Origin of the sequence: Actinomadura sp. NPDC049753, from assembly GCF_040674655.1 — a bacterium.
Taxonomy (GTDB): Bacteria; Actinomycetota; Actinomycetes; order Streptosporangiales; family Streptosporangiaceae; genus Spirillospora; species Spirillospora verrucosospora.
In genome coordinates, this window is the sequence record NZ_JBFARL010000031.1 from 28,499 (window position 1) to 50,228 (window position 21,730).

23 protein-coding genes are annotated in these 21,730 nt (G+C 73.1%); 10 read left to right on the forward strand and 13 right to left on the reverse strand.

Going from position 1 to position 21,730, the window contains the following annotated elements; all coding sequences use genetic code 11:
* The first annotated feature begins 15 nt into the window (after positions 1-15).
* Positions 16-1,242 (forward strand): SLC13 family permease, encoded by a 1,227-nt coding sequence (locus tag AB0K37_RS11540; protein ID WP_363978443.1) that lies wholly within the window; start codon positions 16-18, stop codon positions 1,240-1,242.
* Positions 1,243-1,261: 19 nt separating this feature from the next.
* On the opposite strand, the gene AB0K37_RS11545 is transcribed toward AB0K37_RS11540, so the two are convergent.
* Genes AB0K37_RS11545 through AB0K37_RS11555 form a run of 3 tightly spaced genes read right to left on the reverse strand, consistent with a single transcriptional unit; the run spans position 1,262 to position 3,943 of the window.
* Positions 1,262-2,143 (reverse strand): inositol monophosphatase, encoded by an 882-nt coding sequence (locus tag AB0K37_RS11545; RefSeq protein WP_363978446.1) that lies wholly within the window; start codon positions 2,141-2,143, stop codon positions 1,262-1,264.
* Between the two features lie 30 nt (positions 2,144-2,173).
* A complete protein-coding gene (locus AB0K37_RS11550; RefSeq protein ID WP_363978449.1) occupies positions 2,174-2,890 on the reverse strand; it encodes a hypothetical protein in 717 nt (238 codons plus the stop codon).
* A 39-nt stretch (positions 2,891-2,929) separates the two neighbouring features.
* The gene (locus tag AB0K37_RS11555) at positions 2,930-3,943 is read right to left on the reverse strand and encodes a hypothetical protein (protein WP_363978452.1); all 1,014 of its coding nucleotides are present in this window, start codon (positions 3,941-3,943) and stop codon (positions 2,930-2,932) included.
* A gap of 182 nt (positions 3,944-4,125) precedes the next feature.
* On the opposite strand from AB0K37_RS11555, the gene AB0K37_RS11560 reads away from it, so the two are divergent.
* Together AB0K37_RS11560 and uvrB are read left to right on the forward strand one after the other, a co-directional pair.
* Positions 4,126-5,277 carry a histidine kinase gene (locus AB0K37_RS11560; protein ID WP_363978455.1) on the forward strand — a complete coding sequence of 384 codons (1,152 nt, stop codon included), beginning with the start codon at positions 4,126-4,128 and terminating at the stop codon, positions 5,275-5,277.
* Between the two features lie 92 nt (positions 5,278-5,369).
* Entirely contained in the window at positions 5,370-7,487 is a 2,118-nt protein-coding gene (uvrB, locus tag AB0K37_RS11565; protein WP_363978458.1) for an excinuclease ABC subunit UvrB, read from the forward strand.
* Positions 7,488-7,574: 87 nt separating this feature from the next.
* Here uvrB and AB0K37_RS11570 read toward each other — a convergent pair whose 3' ends face one another.
* Together AB0K37_RS11570 and AB0K37_RS11575 are read right to left on the reverse strand one after the other, a co-directional pair.
* Positions 7,575-8,369, reverse strand: a complete 795-nt coding sequence (locus AB0K37_RS11570; RefSeq protein WP_363978461.1) for a GNAT family N-acetyltransferase — start codon at positions 8,367-8,369, stop codon at positions 7,575-7,577.
* Between the two features lie 108 nt (positions 8,370-8,477).
* On the reverse strand, positions 8,478-9,062 hold the full coding sequence (locus AB0K37_RS11575) for a hypothetical protein (RefSeq protein WP_363978463.1): 585 nt from the start codon (positions 9,060-9,062) through the stop codon (positions 8,478-8,480).
* 191 nt (positions 9,063-9,253) lie between these two features.
* Here AB0K37_RS11575 and AB0K37_RS11580 point away from each other — a divergent pair, with 191 nt between their 5' ends.
* The 4 genes from AB0K37_RS11580 (at position 9,254) to AB0K37_RS11595 (ending at position 13,086) form a co-directional block, all read left to right on the forward strand.
* On the forward strand, positions 9,254-10,363 hold the full coding sequence (locus AB0K37_RS11580) for an ADP-ribosylglycohydrolase family protein (RefSeq protein ID WP_363978465.1): 1,110 nt from the start codon (positions 9,254-9,256) through the stop codon (positions 10,361-10,363).
* A 54-nt stretch (positions 10,364-10,417) separates the two neighbouring features.
* The gene (locus AB0K37_RS11585; protein ID WP_363978467.1) at positions 10,418-10,924 is read left to right on the forward strand and encodes a GNAT family N-acetyltransferase; all 507 of its coding nucleotides are present in this window, start codon (positions 10,418-10,420) and stop codon (positions 10,922-10,924) included.
* 84 nt (positions 10,925-11,008) lie between these two features.
* Positions 11,009-12,046: an SGNH/GDSL hydrolase family protein gene (locus AB0K37_RS11590; RefSeq protein ID WP_363978469.1), complete on the forward strand. Its 1,038-nt coding sequence runs from the start codon at positions 11,009-11,011 to the stop codon at positions 12,044-12,046.
* Positions 12,047-12,120: 74 nt separating this feature from the next.
* Positions 12,121-13,086, forward strand: coding sequence for a CapA family protein (locus AB0K37_RS11595; RefSeq protein ID WP_363978472.1), 966 nt, complete (start codon positions 12,121-12,123; stop codon positions 13,084-13,086).
* Between the two features lie 7 nt (positions 13,087-13,093).
* Here the strand turns inward: AB0K37_RS11595 and AB0K37_RS11600 are convergent, their stop codons facing one another.
* Positions 13,094-13,663 carry a TetR family transcriptional regulator gene (locus AB0K37_RS11600; RefSeq protein ID WP_363978475.1) on the reverse strand — a complete coding sequence of 190 codons (570 nt, stop codon included), beginning with the start codon at positions 13,661-13,663 and terminating at the stop codon, positions 13,094-13,096.
* 66 nt (positions 13,664-13,729) lie between these two features.
* Between AB0K37_RS11600 and AB0K37_RS11605 the strand changes: the two genes are divergently transcribed.
* Entirely contained in the window at positions 13,730-14,548 is an 819-nt protein-coding gene (locus AB0K37_RS11605) for a class I SAM-dependent methyltransferase (RefSeq protein ID WP_363978478.1), read from the forward strand.
* 9 nt (positions 14,549-14,557) lie between these two features.
* Here AB0K37_RS11605 and AB0K37_RS11610 read toward each other — a convergent pair whose 3' ends face one another.
* The gene (locus AB0K37_RS11610; RefSeq protein WP_363978481.1) at positions 14,558-15,052 is read right to left on the reverse strand and encodes a pyridoxamine 5'-phosphate oxidase family protein; all 495 of its coding nucleotides are present in this window, start codon (positions 15,050-15,052) and stop codon (positions 14,558-14,560) included.
* Between the two features lie 53 nt (positions 15,053-15,105).
* On the opposite strand from AB0K37_RS11610, the gene AB0K37_RS11615 reads away from it, so the two are divergent.
* The gene (locus AB0K37_RS11615; protein WP_363978484.1) at positions 15,106-15,627 is read left to right on the forward strand and encodes an N-acetyltransferase family protein; all 522 of its coding nucleotides are present in this window, start codon (positions 15,106-15,108) and stop codon (positions 15,625-15,627) included.
* A gap of 269 nt (positions 15,628-15,896) precedes the next feature.
* Positions 15,897-16,385: a pyridoxamine 5'-phosphate oxidase family protein gene (locus AB0K37_RS11620; protein WP_363978487.1), complete on the forward strand. Its 489-nt coding sequence runs from the start codon at positions 15,897-15,899 to the stop codon at positions 16,383-16,385.
* Between the two features lie 121 nt (positions 16,386-16,506).
* Here AB0K37_RS11620 and AB0K37_RS11625 read toward each other — a convergent pair whose 3' ends face one another.
* From AB0K37_RS11625 to ehuC, 6 genes are all read right to left on the reverse strand, one after another.
* Positions 16,507-17,658 carry a nitronate monooxygenase gene (locus AB0K37_RS11625; RefSeq protein ID WP_363978490.1) on the reverse strand — a complete coding sequence of 384 codons (1,152 nt, stop codon included), beginning with the start codon at positions 17,656-17,658 and terminating at the stop codon, positions 16,507-16,509.
* Positions 17,659-17,667: 9 nt separating this feature from the next.
* Positions 17,668-18,063 carry an OB-fold domain-containing protein gene (locus tag AB0K37_RS11630; protein WP_363978493.1) on the reverse strand — a complete coding sequence of 132 codons (396 nt, stop codon included), beginning with the start codon at positions 18,061-18,063 and terminating at the stop codon, positions 17,668-17,670.
* A 2-nt stretch (positions 18,064-18,065) separates the two neighbouring features.
* Complete coding sequence (locus AB0K37_RS11635; protein ID WP_363978496.1) at positions 18,066-19,235, reverse strand: thiolase family protein; 1,170 nt, start codon at positions 19,233-19,235, stop codon at positions 18,066-18,068.
* Between the two features lie 190 nt (positions 19,236-19,425).
* The gene (gene ehuA / locus AB0K37_RS11640; RefSeq protein ID WP_363978499.1) at positions 19,426-20,373 is read right to left on the reverse strand and encodes an ectoine/hydroxyectoine ABC transporter ATP-binding protein EhuA; all 948 of its coding nucleotides are present in this window, start codon (positions 20,371-20,373) and stop codon (positions 19,426-19,428) included.
* Entirely contained in the window at positions 20,360-21,013 is a 654-nt protein-coding gene (gene ehuD, locus AB0K37_RS11645) for an ectoine/hydroxyectoine ABC transporter permease subunit EhuD (RefSeq protein ID WP_363978502.1), read from the reverse strand. The genes ehuA and ehuD overlap by 14 nt, the downstream gene beginning before the upstream one ends.
* Entirely contained in the window at positions 21,013-21,729 is a 717-nt protein-coding gene (ehuC, locus tag AB0K37_RS11650) for an ectoine/hydroxyectoine ABC transporter permease subunit EhuC (protein ID WP_363978505.1), read from the reverse strand. Before ehuC ends, ehuD begins: the two co-directional genes overlap by 1 nt.
* Position 21,730: the final 1 nt, after the last annotated feature.

A 21,730-nucleotide genomic window follows, 5' to 3' on the forward strand; every position in this document is an offset into this window, starting at 1 on the left:
GGAATCATGACGCGCGTGCCGCCCCCTCCGACCGAGGCCCTCCGCCGTGCCGCGGGCTCCCTGGGCGTCCTCGACTGGATCCGCATCGCCGTCCTGGGGCTCGGACTGGTGTTCGTCGCCACCGGCCTGCTGCCCGCCGACACGGCCCGCTCCAGTGTCGGACGGATCGCGCCCCTGCTGCTCTTCCTGTTCAGCGTCATCATCCTGGCGGAGCTGACCAAGGAGGCCGGGGTCTTCGACGCGATCGCGCAGCGGATGGCCCAGGCCGGCCGCGGCAACTACGCCGCGCTGTTCCTGCTGTGCGTGGCGTTCGCGTCGCTCACCACCGTCTTCCTCAACCTGGACACGACCGCGGTACTGCTGACCCCCGTCATGCTGGCCCTGGCGGCGCGCGCGCGGATCGCGACCCTCCCGCTGGCCATGACGACGGTGTGGCTGGCCAACACCGCGAGCCTGCTCCTCCCGGTGTCCAACCTGACCAACCTGCTAGCCGCCGACCGCGTGGCGCTGGAGACCCGGGCGTTCGCAGCGCGCATGTGGGCGCCGCAGTTGGCGGTCCTGGCCGTGACCATGGTGCTGCTGTGGGTCTTCTACTGGCGGCGGCGGATGCGCGGAGAGGAGACCTACGACCCGCCCGCTCCGGCGCCCGTCCAGGACCGGGTGCTGTTCTCCGCCACCGGCGCCGCGTGCCTGCTGTTCATCGGGGCGATCCTCGCCGGCGTGCACACCGGGATTCAGCTGGGCTTCGCCGCGACCGCCGCCGCCGCCGTGGCCGTGGTCGCCTTCGCCGTGCGCGACCGGTCGGCGCTGCGCCCCGCGCTCATCCCCTGGCAGCTCATGGTGTTCGTCACCGGGCTGTTCCTGGTCGTCCCCACCCTGGAGCGTTTCGGGCTGGACGACGCCATGCGCGCACTGATCGGCGAGGACGGCGGCACGGCCGGGGCGGTCCGGGCGGCGTTCTCGGGGGCGGGGCTGTCGAACGTCCTCAACAACCTCCCCGCCTACGTGGCGGGGGAGTCGGCCGTGCCCGCCTCGAACAAGGACCAGCTGCTGTCACTGCTCGTGGGGACGAACGTGGGGCCCGTCATCACGCCCTGGGGGTCGCTGGCCACGCTGCTGTGGTTCGAATGGTGCCGGCGCTGGGACGTGCGCGTGCCGATGCGCACGTTCGTGCTGGCGGGGACGGTCCTGGCCGTGACGGGCTCGGCCGCCGCAGTCGGAGCCCTCCTGCTGACCGGCTGAGCCCGCCCTGGTGAGGGGCTCACCGGGTCAGGGAGGCGCGCCCGCCCTTCGGGTCGATCTTCGCCGTGGTCTCCAGGAGCCGGCCGAGCAGTTCGGGACGCGCCGCCACGAAGCCCAGCTCGGACGCCGGGCGGTCGATGCCCAGCTCGTACGGGGCGCCGTCCAGGCGGCGCAGCTCGGCGCCCGCCTCGGCCGCCACCAGCATCCCGGCGGGCAGGTCCACGATCTCGGGCAGGTACCCGACGATGCCGTCGATGTCGCCGCGCGCCAGCATCGTCCACGCCACCAGCGGCGCCCACAGTTGCAGCATGCGCGCGCAACGCAGCTCCAGGGCCGAGCGCATGGCGAACGCCACCGGATCGCCCGCCCCGACCTGGTGGCCCTGCGTCCAGGCCAGCAGCGGGTTCCTCTCCCGCCCCGGCCGGGGGCGGTCGGCCAGCGTCAGGGGCCCCTCCGGGCCGAGGGCGCCCCGCCCGCGCACCGCCGACCACGTCCGGCCGCTCACCGGGTCGTGGACGACGCCCAGGACCGGCTCGGCGCGCGCGCACAACGCGAGCCCGACCGCGTACACCGGCATGCCGATCGCCACGTTGTTGGTGCCGTCCAGCGGGTCGACGAGCCAGACCATCTCCTCGCCGGGCGCGCCGTCGAGGATCCCGGACTCCTCGGCGATGATCCGGTGCCCCGGGTACGCGGCCCGCAGCCGCCCGACGATCAGGTCCTCGGCGGCGGTGTCCAGCTCGGTCACCACGTCCCCGCCCGCGCCCTTCGGCCGCACGCCGAGGGGGCCGTCCACACGGGCGCTGAGCAGCGCGCCCGCCGCCTCCGCCGCCTCCACCGCCACGCGGCGGGCCTCGGAGAGATCGACCGGAAGGGCCGCTGACGGGGTCGTGGGTCTCATCGGGCCTCTCCAGGGGGATCCGGCGTCCGGCTACCGGCGCGGTGAGCAGTGGGCGGCGGCGATCCTGCGGGCCGAGCGCCGCAGGGCCCGCAGGGTGTCGGCGTGGTCGGAAAGCGAGCGGCGCACCTTGTGGCTGGGAACGTCCAGAGGGCCGAGCGACAGGTCGCCCCCGCCCGGCGTCTGCCGGCCCAGGGCGACCGTGGCGGCGTCCAGCCCATCTTCTATGAGCGTGCTGTGGAAGACACCGGCGGGCAGGGTGTACGACTCCCCGGTCCGGTGCGTGCTGGACTTGGCGGGGGCGCAGTGGACGACCCTCCCGGTCGCCCTCAGCTCGTCCAGGTCGCCCCGGCTCACGACCTCGAAGACCTGCTGCGCCCCCGTGGCGGAACCCTCGCTGACGTCCATCCGCACGTTCCGGACCGTCCCGTACAGGACGAAGCTGAGCAGGTCCCAGCTGTGGCAATGGACCGGCGACGTGGTGGACGGCGCCGGACGAACCTCCGGCGTCCAGATGTGCAGGCACACCCCGAAGTCGCCACTGCGCTCCAGGGGAAGGCACAGGAAGCCCAGAGGATGCCGCACGGCGGGAACGGAGGAGCGGCCCGCCGCGGCGTCCTCCAGGGCTCCGCCGAGGATCCGCCCCGCCCACGCCGGCAGGGTCCGCGCCGCGGTACCGGCGTGGATCTCCTCGCGGATCTCCTCGTACTTCACTCCGGCGGCCTCACCTTTCGCCGACACCTTCTGCACCGGCCCCGTCCCCCCGGCCCCGCCCGTCGCGTCCGGCGGTCACTCGTAGGGGTCCTTGGCCCGCAGGGCCTTTCGTATGATCTCGATGACGTCGCGGTCGGTATAGCCCTGCGCGAGGTCGATTCCGATGACCTCGAAGAGCTTGCGCGCTTCCTCCACGGTCGGCTCGTCGTCCAGGGGCGCCAGCCTGGCCTGCTCGACCGGGACGCGCCGCGCCTGGTCGAGGCTGGTCTGCAGTTCCGCGCTCACCCAGCTGTAGTAGAACTTGGCGCTGTCGACGACCAGGGCCTCGCCGCGCGGGTCGTCGCGGGTGACCACCACGCGCGAGGAGGCGAGGTCGTAGCGCAGGGTCGTCATCGTCTGCGCGAGGCCGATGTCGATGTCGAGCATCGCGAACCGCTGCTTGTGCCAGCACGCCGCCAGGATCGTGGCGTACGCCTCCTTGCGGGTGCGCTGCAGCGTCCACGGCTCGCCCGTGGCGTCCGGTCCGTCCGACACCGAGCGCCGGTGGCGCGCGTACGCCTCGCACACCTCCACGTTCGTGGGGTCGAGGATCTCCAGGCGGAACAGCAGCGTCCGCCGTTCCCGGCGCGCGGCGGCCACGCACTCGGGCAGCGTGCGCGCGCGGATGTAGGTGCCCGTCCCGCCCTTGAAGAACCACCGGTCGGTGTCGCGGCGGGCCTCCGCCAGGACCTGCGCCACCTGCGCCCCGCTGATGACCCGCACGACCGTGGTCTCGTCCAGCGCGCGCTTGGTGTCGGCCAGGACGCCCTCGAACCCCTCGATGCGGGTCAGTTTGGCGTCGAGCTCGCCGAGCGTGGCCGACGAGGCGCGCAGCGTGTCGCGGACCTCCGCCTCGACCGGGATCCGCCGCCCGCGGTCGCGCAGCACCGACGTCGCCAGCAGGCCGATCACCGCGAGGATCCCGCTGTTGGTGATCTCGGTCTCGTTCGGCAGGTTCACCCCGAGGCCGAGGACCGCCACGACGATCGCCAGGACCAGCGCGATCACTGCGTCGGCGTTCTTCCCGAACCAGTCGGCGAATCGGGCCATTGTGCGGTTTCCCCGTCCTTGTCGGCGCCGGGGCGTCGGGGACGCGGAAGGTCGTCCCCCCCGACGGCACGACCGGCGCGGTCATCGTAACCACAGCGCCCATTCGCTTTGAAAGCCCTGCAGGTAAGGGCTTCGCTTATGTGAGCGACAGGCGCCCTTCCGATCGCTATAGGCTCGTCGCCATGCGCGTACGGGGATGGTGGTCGGGGGCATGGCCCACCCGGCGTTCCCGTGCCTTCGACATCGCGATCGCCGTGTCGTTCGCGGTGCTCGACGGCGTCTTCCTGTGGTTCGCCGACCAGAAGTTCTGGCTGCCTCCGCCCGTCGTGTCCGCCTGCAGCGTCGTGCTCGGCCTGGCCCTGATCGTGCGGCGCTCCCATCCGGTCGGGCTGGCCGTGTTCGCGGTGGTGTACGGCACCGTCACGGGCGCCGGAGCGTTCAGCACCCTCATCGTCCTGTACTCGCTCGCCGCCTACACCGCGTCCCGCCGCACGGTGGTGGCCATCGCGGTCGGCGGCTACGTCGCCAGCCTGGTCTTCCCGGCCCCGACCGCGGCGACGGAGTCCTTCCTCGCCCAGTCGATCTTCGGGATCGCGTTCGTCGGGGTCCCCGTGCTGCTGGGCCTCTACATGGGCGCGCGCAAGCAGCTCCTGGCCTCGCTCCAGGAACGCGCGGCGAGGCTCGAACGCGAGCAGCACCTGCTCGCGGAGCGCGCGCGGGGCGAGGAGCGCACCCGCATCGCGCGGGAGATGCACGACGTGGTCGCCAACCGCATCAGCGTGATGGTCGTCCACGCCGGCGCGCTGAAGGCGATCGCCGTCCGCGACCCGGCGCGGGCCGCCGAGACCGCCTCGGTCATCGGCGACATGGGGCGGCAGGCGCTGGAGGAGCTCCGCCACGTCGTCGGGGTGCTCCGGCAGGGGGAGGAGGCCCTCCCGCAGCAGGTCGTGACGCTGGCCCACCTCCGCGAGCTGGTCGGCCAGTCCGGCGCCGCGGGCCTGCGCGTGGACCTGACGATCCGCGGCGAGGAGCGCCCCATGCCCGCCGCCGTCGGCCGGACGGTCTACCGGCTCGTGCAGGAGGCGCTCACCAACGTCCACAAGCACGCCGGCGCCGCCGACACCCGCGTGGAGCTCGGCCTCCTCCCGGAGGCGGTCGAAGTGGAGATCGCCAACGAACCGCCCACGGCCGGGCCCGAGCACCGGCTGCCCTCCGGCGGGAACGGCCTGGTGGGGCTGCGCGAGCGCGTCACCGCGCTCGGCGGCAGCTTCGACGCCGGCCCCCGCGGCGGCGGCTACGCCGTCCGGGCCCGGCTCCCGCTGCCCGCCTCCTGAGCCGGGGCGCGCCGCCCGCGCGGCCGCGGAATGTCGGAGCCCCTGCATACAGTTGGGAGAGCAGGGAGAAGGCCGATTCCAGGGGAGTGTCGATGCGCCCAGTCACGGACCTGCGGCGCCGCGTGGCGCCGTTCGAGGTCGTCACCGAGATGACGCCGTCGGGCGACCAGCCGCAGGCGATCGCCGAGCTCGCCGCCCGCGTCTCGGGCGGCGAGAAGGACACCGTGCTGCTCGGCGCGACCGGCACCGGCAAGACCGCCACGATCGCGTGGCTGGTGGAGAAGCTGCAGCGGCCCGTCCTCGTCATGCAGCCGAACAAGACCCTCGCCGCCCAGTTCGCCAACGAGCTGCGCGAGATGCTGCCGAACAACGCCGTCGAGTACTTCGTGTCGTACTACGACTACTACCAGCCCGAGGCGTACATCCCGCAGACCGACACCTACATCGAGAAGGACTCCTCGATCAACGACGAGGTCGACCGGCTGCGGCACTCGGCGACCAACTCGCTGCTCACCCGCCGCGACACCGTCGTCGTCGCGTCCGTGTCGTGCATCTACGGCCTGGGCACCCCGCAGGAGTACGTCGACCGCATGGTCCGGCTGAAGGTCGGCCAGGAGATCGACCGCGACGACCTGCTCCGGCAGCTCGTCGGCATGCAGTACACCCGCAACGACCTCGCCTTCACCCGCGGCACCTTCCGCGTCCGCGGCGACACCGTCGAGATCATCCCGCAGTACGAGGAGCTCGCCGTCCGGATCGAGATGTTCGGCGACGAGATCGAGAAGCTCGCCACCCTGCACCCGCTCACCGGCGAGCTGATCACCGAGGACGAGGAGCTGTACGTCTTCCCCGCCTCCCACTACGTCGCGGGCCCCGAGCGCATGGAGCGGGCCATCGGCCAGATCGAGGCCGAGCTGGAGGAGACCCTCGCCGTGATGGAGCGGCAGGGCAAGATGCTGGAGGCGCAGCGCCTGCGCATGCGCACCACCTACGACATCGAGATGATGCGGCAGGTCGGCACCTGCTCCGGCATCGAGAACTACTCCCGGCACATCGACGGCCGCGGCCCCGGCACCGCCCCCAACACCCTCCTCGACTACTTCCCCGAAGACTTCCTCCTCGTCGTGGACGAGTCCCACCAGACGGTCCCGCAGATCGGGGCCATGTACGAGGGCGACGCGTCCCGCAAGCGGATGCTGGTCGAGCACGGGTTCCGGCTGCCGTCCGCCATGGACAACCGCCCGCTGAAGTGGGAGGAGTTCCTCGACCGGATCGGCCAGACCGTCTACCTGTCGGCGACGCCCGGCCCCTACGAGATGAACCGCGTCAAGGGCGATGTCGTCGAGCAGGTCATCCGCCCCACCGGCCTGATCGACCCGGAGATCGTCGTCAAGCCGACCAAGGGCCAGATCGACGACCTCATCCACGAGATCCGCGAGCGCACCGAGCGCGACGAGCGCGTCCTCGTCACCACCCTCACCAAGAAGATGGCCGAGGACCTCACCGACTACCTCCTCGAACTCGGCATCCAGGTCCGCTACCTGCACAGCGAGGTCGACACCCTGCGCCGCATCGAGCTGCTGCGCGAGCTGCGCGCCGGCGACTTCGACGTCCTCGTCGGCATCAACCTGCTGCGCGAGGGCCTCGACCTGCCCGAGGTCTCCCTCGTGGCGATCCTGGACGCCGACAAGGAGGGCTTCCTGCGCTCGGAGACGTCCCTCATCCAGACGATCGGCCGCGCGGCCCGCAACGTGTCGGGCCAGGTCCACATGTACGCCGACACCGTCACCCCGTCCATGGAGCGGGCGATCGACGAGACCACCCGGCGCCGCGCCAAGCAGCGCGCCTACAACGAGGAGCACGGCATCGAGCCGCAGGCGCTGCGCAAGCGCATCGCCGACATCCTCGACTCCCTCGCCCGCGAGGACGCCGACACCGAGACCCTGATCGGCGGCGCCGGCCGCCAGCAGAGCCGCGGCAAGGCGCCCGTCCCCGGCCTCGCGTCCCGCACCAGGGAGGCCGGCCGCCACGCCGCCGACCTGGTCGGCGAGCGCCCCCGCGAGGAGCTGGAGGGCCTCATCGAGCAGATGACCGACCAGATGCACCAGGCCGCCACCGACCTGCAGTTCGAGCTGGCCGCCCGCCTCCGCGACGAGATCAAGGAACTCAAGCGCGAACTGCGCGACATGAAGGAGGCCGGGGTCAGGTAGGCGCCCCGGTCAACGGCCTCCGCCGCCGACCACCGACCGGGACCCTGCGGTGCGCCGGCACCGCAGGGTCGGTTGTTTCCGGCTTCTTCAGGGCCGGGCGGTCGACGTGAAGGCGAGGACGAGGCGGTCTTCGACCGGGCGGTAGCCGAGGCGGTGGTAGACGCTGTTGCTGGTCGGGTTGGCGAGGTCGGTGAACAGCACGACGTCCTCGGCGCCGGCGTCCTGGGCGGCGCGGGTGACGGCGGCGGTCACCGCGGCCCCGTAGCCGCGGCGGCGGTGCTCGGCGGGGGTGTACACGGGCGCCACGCGCGCCGTTCCCGCGATCGCCGGCGTCCGCCCCGCCAGGGCCACCGGGCGGCCGCCCGCCTCCCACAGCACGATGCCGCCCTCCGCGAGCCGCCCGTCGACCACCGCGGGGTTCGGGTCGCCGTGGCCGCCGGTGTCACGGCGGAACGCCGCGTACCAGTCGCGCACCAGCTCCCGGTCCCCGCCGTCCGCGACCCGCGCGGCGCCGTCCGGCGGCGGGTCCGGCATGTCGAGATCCGCCAGTCTGTGGAGCCGCTCGTGCCGCGCGACGCGGGCCGGGCTCCCGGTGCGGCGGGTCCACGCGTCCGCGAAGTCCTCGGCGGCCTCCGGCGTCCCGTTGACGCCGGGGATCGCCGACTCGCGTCCGGCCAGGACCTCGGCCAGCCCCGATGCCGCAGGCCCCGGCATCGCGCTGAGCAGGACCGGATACGGCCCCGTCCACACGCAGGTGCCCGCGACCTCGCCATCCGCCGTCCACCAGCCGAACAGCGCATCCGGGTAGAGGCCGGATCCCAGTGTCTGGATCGCCCTGGTCACCGTCAGCGGCACGGTGTTCGCGACGGGATCGGCGCGCAAGAACCCTACCGCGCGCGTTAGGAACTCTTCGACATCGCTGGTCAGCTTCCACGCCATGCCTCAGCATGCCCACGGCCACGCCCCGGACGCAGCCCAATTTCGGTGCCCTCAGGTCATGGCGGGGGAGGGGCGCTGCCTGCGGCGGAGGCAGTAGGCGATGGTCGCGGCCCCCAGGAGGGGGCCCCAGGCCACGATGGGGCCGTAGGAGACGACGAAGAGGATGAGCCTCCAGCCTTCGAGCCGCACCGCGGTCCCGTCCGGGGCGGTGAAGTCGTTGAAGCCGGGCAGGGCGACGAGCGTTCCCACGGTGAGGAGGGCGGCGCCCGCGCCCGCCGGGACGGCGGCGGCCAGGACCGGCACCCTGCGTCCGGCGAGCCCGGGGACCCAGCGCGGGACGACCTCGCCCCACCGGGAGACGAGGCCGACGGCGAGGAAGGCCAGCGCCTCGCTGAGGACGCTGAGGAAGATCGTGTATCCCCACATCGGGAGCCAGGCGGGGACGTCGCCCCGCGCGTCGCTCGTGTCCCCGCGGAGCGGGCCGATCGGAGCGCCGAAGCCGAGCGCGATCCGCCAAACGCAGGACGGCAGGACCACCAGGCTCGCGGCGTAGGCGGAGACGACCGCCCACCGCGGCGCGTCCTCGACGGTTCGGCCGTGTATCCGGCGGACCATCGCCATTGCGTTCCTCAGCATGTTCGCCCTTCCGGTCGTGCGGTTGCCTGCACGGACAGTGAAGGGCCTGCGCCCGATGCGGGGCCTCCCTCGTGCGCGTGATCCGGCTCCCCTCCGGGAGGGAGCCGTCACCCCTGCCGGCCGGGGGGCCAAGGCGGGCCCGGCGCGGGCTTCCCGGGCGGCGGCGGGGAGGGATCGGTAGCGTGTCGGGAATGACGGACACGGCGGGCGATCGGATGCTGGGGTGCCTGTTCGGAGGGGCGGTCGGTGAGGCGCTCGGACGTCCCGTGGAGGGGATGTCGCTCACCGAGATCCGCGCGGCCTGCGGGCCCGCGGGCGTGACCGGGCTTCCCAGGCGCGCGGAGATCGGGGAGGCGACGCAGCTGAGCCTGCTCACCGCGCAGGCGGGCGTCCAGGCGTCCATCCGGGCCAGGGCGAGGGGGATCGGCGGCGCGTACTTCGGGCTGGCGCAGGCGAACTACCTCGCGTGGCTCCGCGCCCAGGGCGAGCCGATCCCGGAGCAGGACTCGCTGGTGAGCGGTCCGGCGCTGCGCGACCCGGCGGTGACGGCCGGACGCGGCGCCGGCCGCACCACCCTCGCCGCGCTGCGCAGGGCGGCGGAGCGCGGCAAGCCGGGGTGGCCGCTCGGAACGGTGGACGAGCCCGTCAACGACTCCAAGGGCTCCGCCGGGACGGTCCGGGCCGCGCCGTGCGGTTTCGGGTATCCCGATCCGGAGGCCGTCTTCACCCGGGGGCAGGGCACGGCGGCGCTCACCCACGGCCACCCGTCCGGCCGCCTCCCCGCGGGCACGCTCGCCGTGGCGGTGTCGGCGCTCGTCCAGGGCGCCGCCCTCGCCGACGCGCTGAGGCTCGCCATGGCGGAGCTGCGCAAGCACGCCGGGCACGAGGAGACGTCGACGGCGCTGGAGAAGGCGCTGGCGCTGCCGCGCAGCGGTCCGGCGCCCGAGCGGCTGGAGAGCCTCGGCGGCGGGTTCACCGGTCCGGAGGCCCTCGCCATCGCCGTCCACGCCGCGCTGGCCGCGGAGGCCGCGGGCGGGTATCCGCTGGAGATCGTCCCGCGCGGGATGCTGCTCGCCGTCAACCACTCCGGCGACAGCGACTCCACCGGGGCCGTCTGCGGGAACCTCCTCGGCGCCCGGTACGGTTCGCGGGCCGTCCCCGAGCACTGGCGGGCGGGCGTCGAGGCCGCCGGGACCATCGCGGTCCTCGCCGAGGGCAGCGCCGTCGAGTTCGGGCCGAACCCGCCCGCCGACTCCTACGGAGAGCCGCCGATGGACTGGCACATGCGCTTCTACTCCTGACCAGGGGCGGTTAATCGGTGGGACGGTGCCCGGGGGAGCCCCTACGATCGCGGCATGGAGCATGAGGTCCGGACGGCGCGGGCTGAGGATCTGCCGGGGCTGGCGGAGATCGAGAACTCGGGGGACGCGATGTTCCGCGAGATCGGGATCGTGTTCCCGCCGGGCCCGACCGTGGTCGAGCAGGTGATCGGGAAGGGCGCGGAGATCGTGGTGGCGGGGGACCCGCCGGTCGGGTTCGCCGCCGTCGAGGAGGTCGACGGGGCCGCGCACCTGGAGCAGATCTCGGTGCGCGGAGACCTGGTGGGGCGCGGGATCGGCGTTCTGCTCCTGGAGGAGGTCAAGGCGCGGGCCGCCGCGGCCGGGGCGCCCGGAGTCAGCCTGCTGACGTTCCGGGACGTCCCGTGGAACGGCCCCTGGTACGCCGCGCATGGGTTCGCGGAACTGCCGCGGGAGCGGTGGGGGCCGGGGATCACGGCCTACTGGGACGCCGAGATCGAGGCCGGCCTGCACGAACTGGGCCCCCGGCTGGTCATGTGGGCGCCGCTCGGGCGCCCCAGTTAAAGATCTACAATGTAAAGGCGGGAACCTGGGGCGCCCGGCGGACGTCTGGCCCATGGACGTCCGGTGCGTGCACGGAGGAGAACGATGATCAGCCCGGTCGCGTGGGTGCGGGGCCGTCTCGGCGAGCGGGGGGCCGCGCTCGCGCTCCTGGCGCTGCTGCTGGCGCTGGCGGTCGTCCCCCTGGTGGCGATGCCGGCGGCGCGGTGCGAGGTGTTCGGGGGCGGGTGCCGCACTCCGGACCCTGAGCAGCGGGCGGACCCGGTCGTCGCGGGCACCCGGACGATCACCCCGGTCGAGGTGGCGACGCGGGGCGCCTACGTCGCGCTGGGGGACTCGTACTCGGCGGGCGTCGGGGCGGAGGCCACCGTGGGCGACCAGAACCCGCTCGACCGGTGCCACCGGACGTCCAAGGCGTACTTCCACGAGGTCTCCCGGGCGTTCCGTTTCGCGAAGGGCTCCGCGTTCTGGGCGTGCTCCGGCGCGACCACCGAGGACGTGCTGGACGGACGGGGCGGCGAACCCCCGCAGATCGGCCGCATCGGACGGGACACCAGCCTGATCACCATCAGCATCGGCGGCAACGACGTCGGGTTCTCGCGGGTGCTCGCCGGCTGCGTGGTGAAGCTGCCGTGGGGGCGGGGCTGCTCCGCGCAGGGCGAGGAGATCGCCCGGCGGATGGCCGAGCTCCGGCAGAGCCTGCCCGCCCTGCTGACCGAGATCACCGCGCGGGCCCCGTACGCGCGGGTGGTCGTGATGTCCTACCCGAAGGCGTTCTCCGAGGTCAGCGGCGTGGACGGGGACAACATCACCGTGCCGGACCAGCGCTGGCTGAACGCGCGGGCGTACGAGCTGGGCGGGGTGATCCGGCAGTCGGTGGTGGAGGCCGACGCGCGCAAGGCGGCCGGGCACCGGCACGGCAGCGTCGAGTTCGTGGACGCCTACAGCGCGTTCGCCGGCCATGAGGTGGGCAGCCGCGACGCCTACATGAACGGCCTGACGCTGAACCTCGCGGCACTCGAAGCGGAGCCGCGCAGCTACCACCCGACGGTCGCCGGGCAGCAGGCGCTCGCCCGGCTCTTCGTCGACCAGATCAAGAAGGGCCCGGGCCGCGCGCTCTCCTGAGCGCGCCACCTGATCTCGCCGCGGCCGGTGAGAGCCGTCCCCGGACAGGGCACGACTGTTCTGGGGGTTCTGCGATGGCCATCACGATCGCGCTCGCGGGGGACACGATGCTGGGACGCGGCGTGGCGGAGGAGATCGCCGCGTCCGGCCCGCACGGCCTGTTCTCCGAGGGGGTGCGCGAGGTCTTCCGCGAGGCCGACCTCGCCCTGGTGAACCTGGAGTGCTGCGTGTCGGGGCGCGGACGGCGGTGGGACGCGCCCGGCAAGCCGTTCCACTTCCGCGCGCCGCCGGCCGCGGCCGAAACTCTCGCCGACCTCGGCGTCGACTGCGTGACGCTCGCCAACAACCACGCTCTGGACTACGGGCCGGACGCGCTGGCGGACACGCTCGACATCCTCCGGCGGACGGGCATCCGGACCGTCGGAGCCGGCGAGGACCTCACGCGGTCGCGGGAGCCCGCCGTCCTGGAGGCGGGGGGAGCGCGGGTCGCGGTCGTCGGCGTCACCGACCATCCGGCCGATTTCGCCGCCGGGCCGGACCGGCCGGGCGTCGCCCTCGCCGACCTGGAGGGCGGCGTCCCCGGCTTCCTGCTGGAGGAGATCCGGCGGCTCCGCGGCGGCCACGACGCCGTCCTGGTCATGCCGCACTGGGGGCCGAACATGATCCCGGCACCGCTGCCCTACGTCCGGCGCGCGGCGGGAAGGCTGGTGGACGCGGGCGCGACGCTCGTCGCGGGGAGTTCCGCGCACGTCTTCCACGCCGTGGCGTGGCCGGTCGTGTTCGACATGGGCGACTTCGTCGACGACTACGCGGTGGACGCCCTGCTGCGCAACGACCTCGGCCTGCTGTTCCTGGTGACGCTGGACGCCGCCGGGCCGTCCCGGATCGAGGCGGTGCCTATCCGGCTGGACTTCTGCCGCACCCGCCTGGCCGGCGGCGCCGACCGCGCCTGGATCATCGACCGCTTCGCCAAGGCCTGCGCCGCCTTCGACACTCCGGTGACCGTCCGGGACGATCGGCTCGTCATCGAACGGCTCTGAGGGACGTTCAGCGCAGCGCGGCCGCGACGACCCCGGTGACCGTCCTGCGCACGGCCTCGTCGTCCGGCGGCGCGGCGGTCCGGTCGGCGAACAGCAGGTGGGCGGCGCCGACCAGGGTGGGGGCGAGCAGGTCGACCTCGGCGTCCGCCGCGACGCGGCCGAGTTCGCGCTCGGCGGCGAGGTAGGAGGCGATCATCTCCACGGCCTCGGTGAGCACCGGCACGCCGGCCGGCCAGGTCCGCCGCAGCCGGGCGCGCAGCTCGTCCCGGAAGGTGACGAGGGGGAGGATCGCGACGGCGACCGACGCGAAGACGGCCTTCAGGGCGGCGGCGAGGTTGCCGACGACGGTGCCGGTGCCGGCGGCGTCGCGGAGGGCGGCGGCCTCGGCGTCCATCCGGTCCACGCGGTCCAGCACGAACTCGGCGAGGAAGGCGTCGAAGTCGGCGAAGTGCCGGTGCAGGACGCCCTTGGCGCAGTCGGCCTCCGCGGTGACGGCCCGGCTGGTCAGCGCGCTCGGCCCCTCCCTCAGCAGGACGCGTTCGGCGGCGTCGAACAGCTGTCCGCGCACGTCGCGCATGGCGACCCCTGTCGGCACGGCGGATCCCCCTTGACGAGTGGGCAAGCGCCCATTCATAGTGGGCACATGCCCACTATAGCGACCGACCCGTCCCCCGAGCCGCATCGCGCCCGCGAGGTGGCGGAGTCCTTCGGCACGGACCCCGAACGCTACGACCGCGCACGGCCCCGCTACCCCGACGCCCTCGTGGAGCGGATCGCCGCCGCCTGCCCCGGCCCCGACGTCCTCGACGTCGGCTGCGGCACGGGCATCGAGGCCCGGCAGTTCCAGGCGGCCGGCTGCACGGTGCTCGGCGTCGAGCCCGACGCCCGGATGGCCGCTTTCGCGCGGCGCGGCGGCCTGGAGGTCGAGGAGGCGACGTTCGAGACCTGGGACCCCGCGGGCCGGAACTTCGACGCCGTGATCGCCGGGACGGCCTGGCACTGGGTGGACCCGGTCGCCGGAGCGGCCAAGGCGGCGCGGGTGCTGCGTCCGCGCGGCCGGCTGGCGGCGTTCTGGCACGTGTTCCAGCTCCCGCCCGCCGTGGCGGACGCCTTCGCCGCCGTCTACCGGCGGGTCGTGCCCGACTCGCCGTTCACCGTCCACGCGGACAGGCCGGCCATGGAGATCTACCAGATGATGTTCGCCAAGGCCGCCGACGGGATCCGGACCGCGGGCGGCTTCGGTGAGCCGGAGCAGTGGCGGTTCGACTGGGAGCACACCTACACCCGCGACGAGTGGCTGGACCAGATGCCGACCCACGGCACGCTCACCAGGCTCCCGGAGGCCGAGCGGGCGCGGGTGCTGGAAGGGGTCGGCGAGGCCGTCGACGCCATGGGGGGCTCCTTCGTCATGCCCTACGCCACCATGGCCGTCACCGCGGTGCGCGACCCCGGCCAGGGGTGACGGGCGCCCTCAGGTCTGCTTCACCGGGTGCACGCGGCGCCGGGTGTCGATCCCGGCGGCGTTGCGCGGGTCGCGGCCCGGCAGGTGAACCTCGTATCCGGTCGCGTCCGCGCGGTAGAGGCGCAGCGGGGCGTCGCCGCTGAGCTCGTCCGGCTGGAAGGCCACGGCGCCCGGACCGGCATCGCGGAACGCCTCGGCGCAGCGCCGCGGCAGCTCCTCCTCCGGAACGACGGAGGCCGCGGCGTCGACGTAGACGGCGCGGCCCTGCCCGATCTCCACGGACGAGTCGTAGATGACGATGGCGACCTCCGGGCGCGCGGCGATGTTGCCGGAGTGCCGCGCGTCCGGGGAGGACACCCAGTAGAACGTGCGGTAGCCGGCGTGCGTGAAGTACACCGGCGACAGGCGGGGCCGGTGATCGGCCTCGCTCGTCCCCAGGGTCATGTACCGGTTCTCGTCGATGACGGCTCGGGCGAACTCGTCCAAATCCTCTGGCAGGCTCATGGGGGAGAAGTCTCGCGGATGGGACTGACATCCGCGGGCGCGGAAGGACGTGCATGAACGAGCAGACGGAGGCGTCCGGCATCGCCGTCAGGGCCATGCGCCCGGACGACGCCGAACGGGTGCTGGCGATCTACCAGGAGGGCCTGGACACCGGCCAGGCCAGCTTCGAGACCAAGGCCCCGGCCTGGTCGGATTTCGACGCCGCCAAGCTGGAGCGCCACCGGTACGTGGCCGCCGACGCGACCTCGTCAGGCGAGGTCCTCGGCTGGATCGCCGCCGGCCCCGTCTCCGACCGCTGCTGCTACAGCGGGGTGGTCGAGCACAGCATCTACGTCAGCCCTCGTGCGCAGGGCCGGGGCGTCGGTTCCGCCCTGCTGGCCGCCCTCATCGCCTCCACCGAGGCGGAGGGCATCTGGACGATCCAGTCGGGCGTCTTCCCCGAGAACACCTCCAGCCTGCGGTTGCACGCCAAGGCCGGGTTCCGCACCGTGGGCGTACGGGAACGCCTGGGCCGGCTCAACGGCCGCTGGCGCGACGTCGTCCTCCTCGAACGCCGCAGCCCCATCGTCCTGTAGCGCGAACGGTTCCGCTGGAGAACGTCGTCGTCGATGCCGGTATCCGCGCGGTAACCGAGGGACTCGAAAGTCCCGTCTTCCATGCTCACTGACGGTGCCAGACGATGTTGCCGGTAACAAGAGGGAACCGGCAGTCGCCAGGGGAACCACCCCCGGTTCCCCGCCGAAGGAGAGCCGGGCAACGATGTCCGATTCGAGTGAGCGAATGAACGGACGCGCCTGGGGCCGCGCCGGCAAAGACCGCCGCCTGAGCTGGAAAGGAGACGACCGTGGCCACGAAGGTGAAGTCGTTCACCGAGATCAAGGAGCAGTTCGACGCCTACATCGGCGACATCGTGTACGCGACGATGACCACCGTCGACGCGAAGGGCCGGCCCCGCGCGCGCGTGCTCATCCCCGTCTGGGAGACCGTCGACGGCCGCCCTCTGGGCTGGCTCGCCACTCACAAGACACCCGTGAAGGCCGCGCATCTGGCCGGCAACCCGCACACCACCTTCTCCTACTGGACACCCAGGCAGAACGCGGTGAGCGTCGACGCCGTCGCCGCCTGGGCCGACGACCTTGAGACCAAGCGCCGCGCCTGGGACCTCTACCGGCGGACGAGCCCGAAGGGAGCCGGGTACGACCTGGGCCGATTCTGGCGCGGCGGGCCGGAGGATCCGGAACTGCACGTCCTGCGGCTGGAGCCCTGGCGCGTGCAGGTGATCAGGGGGTCCGACCTCCGCAGCACGATCTGGTACGGGGAGGGGGAACGCTGACCGGACGCCGCGGACGGCGGTGCGGACGCGGTTCCCTGTCCCCGTTGAGGCGACCTCGGCGGGTCGGAGCTTCGGGGGCGGGGACTCCGTCATTGCGGGGCCGGGCCGCAAGCCCGACCCCTCAGGGCCGGGCCTCCGGGTCCTCGCCGGTGATGCGGTTGAGGCGCTCCACGGCGTCGGCGAAGTCCTCGACCATGTCGTAGACGACCTGGCGGGCGGGCCTGACGGTGTTCATCAGGCCGACGCACTGGCCGACGAAGTAGTTCGCCAGGGCGCGCGCGCCCGGATTGCCGGACTCGGCCACCTTGGTGATCTGCCGCATGGCGCCCTCCGCCACGATCATCTGGAGCGGCATGCCGAGCGGGCCGGGGCTGTCCGGGCCCTCCCACTCCTGCGTCCACGCGGACCGCAGCTGCCGGGCGGGCTTGCCGGTCCGCGACCGCGACCGGACGGTGTCGCGGGACGTGGCGGCGAGCAGCTTCTCCTTGACCGGCGGGGACGTCTCGGCCTCCTCGGTGGTGAGCCAGACCGAGCCGCACCACACCCCGGACGCGCCGAGCGCCAGGGCCGCGGCCATCTGGCGTCCGGTGGCGATCCCGCCCGCGGCGAGGACGGGCACCGGCGCGACCGTGTCGACCACCTCGGGGACGAGCACCATCGTGGAGATCTCGCCGGTGTGCCCGCCGGCCTCCCCGCCCTGCGCGACGACGAGGTCGACGCCTGCGGCGACCTGGCGGCGGGCGTGTTCGGGCGTGCCGACCAGCGCGGCGACGGGGATTCCGGCGGCCTTGGCCTTCTCCACCATCAGCGGCGGCGGGGTGCCGAGGGCGCTGGCGATGAGGCCGATGGGGTGGGCGAGCGACACGTCGATCAGCTCGGTGGCGCCCTCCTTGGTGACCTGCGCGCCGCCGCGGGCGTTGGACCGCTTCGCCTTCTCGAAGTCGGGCAGCGGGACGTCGTACTTGGCGAACAGGCCGACGAGGAAGTTCCAGTGCTCGTCGGGGACGGCGGCGAGCAGGGCGTCCAGGCCGCCGCCGCCCTCCGCCGCCTTGTCGATCTTGCCGGGGACGAGCACGTCGACGCCGTAGGGGCGGCCGCCCACATGGTCGTCGATCCAGCGCAGCTCCTCTTCGAGCCGGTCCGGGGTGTACGCGACGGCGCCGAGGACGCCGAACCCGCCGGCGTTGGTGACGGCGGCGACGACGTCGCGGCAGTGGCTGAAGGCGAACAGCGGGAACTCGATGCCGAACCGTGCGCAGACCTCGGTGTTCATGGCCCGACGCTAACGGACCGAACCGCGTTCGGTCCAGGGGCGGAACAGCACGTACGACTCGCCCTCCTCCGGATGCTCGAACGCCGCGCGCAGCGCGAGCCCCTCGCGCAGGTCCGCGCGCTCCACGCCGTCGAGGCGGGCGTGCAGCCACGGCCCCTCGGCCAGCTCGACCAGCGCCAGGAACACGGGCGGCTCCTTGGGAAGGATCGTCCAGGTCACCAGGGTCGCCGCGCCGCTCGCCTCGGCCCAGCCGAGGTCCTCCTCGCCGCAGCCGGGGCAGCCGCTCGCGTCCGGCGCGAACCACCGGTCGCACGCCTCGCAGCGCCGGACGACGAGCCGGCCGGCGGCCGTGCCGTCGAAGAACGGGTCGGTCCTGCCGTCCCGCCGCAGAACGCCGACGTCCATGGCTAGGCTCCCTTCTCGTGCGGGCTGACGACCAGCGTGGAGTGGTGGTCGAGGATCCCGCCGTTCCCGCTGACGAGGATCACGTCGGTGGAGGGCGCCTGCCGCTCCCCGCCGTCCCCCCGCGCCTGGATCACGGCCTCCGACAGGGGCGTCATGCCCCACATGTAGTACGCCGACAGCTGCCCGCCGCCGGTGTTGGTCGGCAGCGACCCGCCGGGCCCGAGCGCGCCGGACGCGGCGAACGCGCCGCCCTCGCCCTTGGCGCAGAACCCGTAGTCCTCCAGCGTCACCAGGACCGTGTAGGTGTAGCAGTCGTACAGCTCGCACACGTCCACGTCGGCGACGGTGACGCCGGCCATCCTCATCGCCGCCGCGCCGGACGCCGCCGCGCCCGTCGTCAGGCCGAAGTCGCTTCCGCGCTCCTTGCGTTGACCCGGGTGCCCCTGCCCCCAGCCCCACAGGTGCACGGGCGGGCGCGCCAGGTCGCGGGCCCGGTCGGCGCTCGTCACGATGACGGCGACGGCGCCGTTGGACACCAGGCAGCAGTCCAGCAGGTGCAGCGGCTCGGACACCCAGCGGGAGCGCTGGTGGTCCTCGATCCTGATCGGCTCGCGCATCTGGGCGAGCGGGTTGCCGGCGGCCCACCGCCGGGTCGCCACGGCGATCGCGCCGAGCTGCTCGCTCGTCGTGCCGTAGCGGGCCATGTGCCGCTGGGCGGCGAGGGCGTAGTGGGAGTTCACGCTGCGCAGACCGAGCGCCGCCGTCATCCCCCCGAACCCGTACCATTCCGCCTTGCCGCGGGCGCCGCGGTCATAGGCCGAGCCGGCCGACTGCTTCGGTTTCAGCGGCGCGTCCGCGAACACGCACGCGACCGTGGTCGCCGAACCGTTCAGCACCGACATCGCCGCGTACGACACCATCGCCCCGGCCGTCGCGCCGAAGGAGTTCACCAGGGCCAGCAGCCGCAGGTCGCGCAGGCCGAGCGTGTCGGCCAGCTCGATCCCGGGCGAGCCGCCCAAGCCGTGACTGACCAGCAGCCCGTCCAGGTCGCCGAGCGCGAGGCCCGCGTCGGCGGCGGCCAGCCGCACCGCGTCGGCGGCGAGCCGCCGCGGGCTGCGCCCGTACACCCTGCCGAGCTCGGTCATGCCGAGCCCCACGATCGAAGTGCCCATCGCCTCGCTCTCCTCGTCCGTCGGCGCCACGGTACAGAATCGCGTTCGGTAGGGGAGCGGGCGGGGTGATCGCAAGCCCGGACGCCGCCCCCGCGCGGGCGGCCCCGGAAAGGGAGTCGCCCGCGTCCCCGGGGCGACGGGGACGCGGGCGACGCGGGGGACACGGTCACGGCCGGCGGGCCCGGACCGGTCAGGAGGCGAGGACGGCCTGCAGGAAGTCGCGGGTGCGCTGCTCGGACGGCTCGCCGAAGATCTGGTCCGGGGGCCCCTCCTCCACGATCTGGCCCTGGTCGAACATCAGGACCCGGTCGGAGATGTCCTTGGCGAAGGCCATCTCGTGGGTGACGCAGAGCAGGGTCAGGTCGCTCTGCCGCGCGATGTCGCGCAGCAGGTCCTGGACGCCGACCACGAGTTCGGGGTCGAGCGCCGAGGTGACCTCGTCCAGCAGCAGCACCCTCGGCTGCATGGCCAGGGCCCGCGCGATCGCCACCCGCTGCTGCTGGCCGCCCGACAGCTGGGTGGGGTGCGCGTTCTCCTTGTCCGACAGGCCGACCATGTCCAGCAGGCCGCGGGCCCGCTCGACCGCCTCGTCCTTGGACACTCCGAGCACGCGCACCGGCCCCTCGGTGAGGTTGCGCAGCACGTTCATGTTCGGGAACAGGTTGAACTGCTGGAACACCATGCCGACCTGCTTGCGCATCTCGTGCAGGTGCTTCTGGTTCGCCGGGACGCGCTTGCCGCCGCGGTCCATGTGCCACAGCGTCTCGTCGCCGATCCAGATCAGCCCCTCGTCGAGCTTCTCCAGCGTCATCAGCAGCCGCAGGATCGTGGTCTTGCCCGACCCGCTCGGCCCGATGAGCGTCACCCGCTCGCCGGGCGCCACGGTGAAGTCGAGCTCGCGGAGCACGACGTTGGACCCGAACCGCTTCACCACCTTCTCGAAGCGGATGCCCGGCGCCTCGCCGCGCGGCAGCCCCGCGGCCGGCTCGGCCTTCGCGGCGGCGCCCTTCCGCACGGACGCGCTTGCGCCGCCGGCCGCCTCGCCCGGGACGGGATCGTGCGCCGTTGCGGCGCCTTCCGGGGCCGCGCGGTCCGCCGCGTCCCCGGGGTCGACTGCGTCGGTGTCAATTGGTGGCATAACGCCTCTCCAAGCGGCGGACGAGTATCGAGGATATGACGCTGACCACGACGAACAACAGGCCGACCATGGTGATCGGCTCCAGGAACTGCAGGGTCTTGGACCCGACCTGGTACGCGGAGAACAGCAGCTCCGCGACGTTGATCGCCAGCAGCATCGGCGAATCCTTGAACATCGCGATCAGATAGTTGCCGAGCGTCGGGATCACCCGCCGGATCGCCTGCGGCAGGACGACGTCCAGCCACACCCGCGAACGCGGCAGGTTCAGCGCGGTGCACGCCTCCCACTGCCCCTTCGGGACGTCGGCGATGCCGGCCCGGTACACCTCGGCCGTGTAGGTCGAGTAGTGGATCCCGAGCGTGATGGTGCCCGCGGTGAGGGACCCGATGGTCACGCCCCAGGCGGGCAGCACGAAGAACACGAAGTACAGCTGCGGGATCAGCGGCGTGGACCTGATGAACTCGGTGACCCACCGGATCACCTGGTTGAAGACCCGGCTCGGGGAGCGGCGCAGCAGCGTCCACACCAGCCCGAGGACCAGGGCGATCACGTAGCCCAGCAGCGTCGCGGTCAGCGTGTAGCGCAGCCCGTCCAGCAGGTCGGGCAGGATCTCGCCGGAGTAGTGCCAGTCCCAGCTCATCAGCCGCTCACCCCCGCCCCGGGCGCGCCGGCCGCGATCGTCCCGAGGGACTGCTCAGCGGGCAGCCTGCGGCCCAGCATCCGGTCCACGCGCCGCTCGGCGTAGCGGACGAACAGCTGCAGGACCTGCGCGATCACGAAGTACAGGACGAGCACGACCGTGAAGGCCGCCACCGTCTGGCCGGTGCTGCCCTGGATGTTCTTGGAGACGCGGGTCAGGTCGACCAGACCCACCAGGGACACGATGGCGGTGCCCTTCATCAGCTCGATGATCAGGTTGCCGAACGGGGGCAGCATCAGCGCGAACGCCTGCGGCAGCAGCACGCGCCGCATGCGCTGGAACGGGGTGAAGTTCAGCGCGATCGTCGCCTCGTACTGCGCCTTCGGGACGGCGTTGATCGATCCGCGCACCACCTCGGCGCCGTAGGCGCCGACGTTCAGGCCGAGGGCCAGCACGGCCGCGAACATCGTGGAGAACCGGAGACCGATCAGGGGGAGGGCGTAGAAGAACCAGTAGAGCAGCACCAGCGTGGCGTTGCCGCGGAAGAACTCCACGTACACGCGGTTCAGCCCGCGCACCCACGCGTGGCGCGACGTGCCCGCCATCCCGAAGGCCAGCGCGAGCACGAGCGCCAGCGCGCCGCCGAGGAGGGTGAGCCGGATGGTGACCCACGCCCCGTCCAGCCACTGTGGATAGCTGTCGAGGACCTCGGACACG

Bases quoted from the DNA above. Each gene is read 5' to 3' on its own strand.
- AB0K37_RS11610 (WP_363978481.1), bottom strand. From the start codon at position 15,052: ATGAGCCTGCCAGAGGATTTGGACGAGTTCGCCCGAGCCGTCATCGAC.
- AB0K37_RS11625 (WP_363978490.1), bottom strand. From the start codon at position 17,658: ATGAACACCGAGGTCTGCGCACGGTTCGGCATCGAGTTCCCGCTGTTC.
- AB0K37_RS11595 (WP_363978472.1), top strand. From the start codon at position 12,121: ATGGCCATCACGATCGCGCTCGCGGGGGACACGATGCTGGGACGCGGC.
- AB0K37_RS11605 (WP_363978478.1), top strand. From the start codon at position 13,730: ATGCCCACTATAGCGACCGACCCGTCCCCCGAGCCGCATCGCGCCCGC.
- AB0K37_RS11630 (WP_363978493.1), bottom strand. From the start codon at position 18,063: ATGGACGTCGGCGTTCTGCGGCGGGACGGCAGGACCGACCCGTTCTTC.
- AB0K37_RS11555 (WP_363978452.1), bottom strand. From the start codon at position 3,943: ATGGCCCGATTCGCCGACTGGTTCGGGAAGAACGCCGACGCAGTGATC.
- AB0K37_RS11635 (WP_363978496.1), bottom strand. From the start codon at position 19,235: ATGGGCACTTCGATCGTGGGGCTCGGCATGACCGAGCTCGGCAGGGTG.
- AB0K37_RS11585 (WP_363978467.1), top strand. From the start codon at position 10,418: ATGGAGCATGAGGTCCGGACGGCGCGGGCTGAGGATCTGCCGGGGCTG.
- uvrB (WP_363978458.1), top strand. From the start codon at position 5,370: ATGCGCCCAGTCACGGACCTGCGGCGCCGCGTGGCGCCGTTCGAGGTC.
- ehuA (WP_363978499.1), bottom strand. From the start codon at position 20,373: ATGCCACCAATTGACACCGACGCAGTCGACCCCGGGGACGCGGCGGAC.
- AB0K37_RS11575 (WP_363978463.1), bottom strand. From the start codon at position 9,062: ATGCTGAGGAACGCAATGGCGATGGTCCGCCGGATACACGGCCGAACC.
- AB0K37_RS11590 (WP_363978469.1), top strand. From the start codon at position 11,009: ATGATCAGCCCGGTCGCGTGGGTGCGGGGCCGTCTCGGCGAGCGGGGG.
- AB0K37_RS11560 (WP_363978455.1), top strand. From the start codon at position 4,126: ATGCGCGTACGGGGATGGTGGTCGGGGGCATGGCCCACCCGGCGTTCC.
- AB0K37_RS11615 (WP_363978484.1), top strand. From the start codon at position 15,106: ATGAACGAGCAGACGGAGGCGTCCGGCATCGCCGTCAGGGCCATGCGC.
- AB0K37_RS11580 (WP_363978465.1), top strand. From the start codon at position 9,254: ATGACGGACACGGCGGGCGATCGGATGCTGGGGTGCCTGTTCGGAGGG.
- AB0K37_RS11600 (WP_363978475.1), bottom strand. From the start codon at position 13,663: ATGCGCGACGTGCGCGGACAGCTGTTCGACGCCGCCGAACGCGTCCTG.
- AB0K37_RS11545 (WP_363978446.1), bottom strand. From the start codon at position 2,143: ATGAGACCCACGACCCCGTCAGCGGCCCTTCCGGTCGATCTCTCCGAG.
- ehuD (WP_363978502.1), bottom strand. From the start codon at position 21,013: ATGAGCTGGGACTGGCACTACTCCGGCGAGATCCTGCCCGACCTGCTG.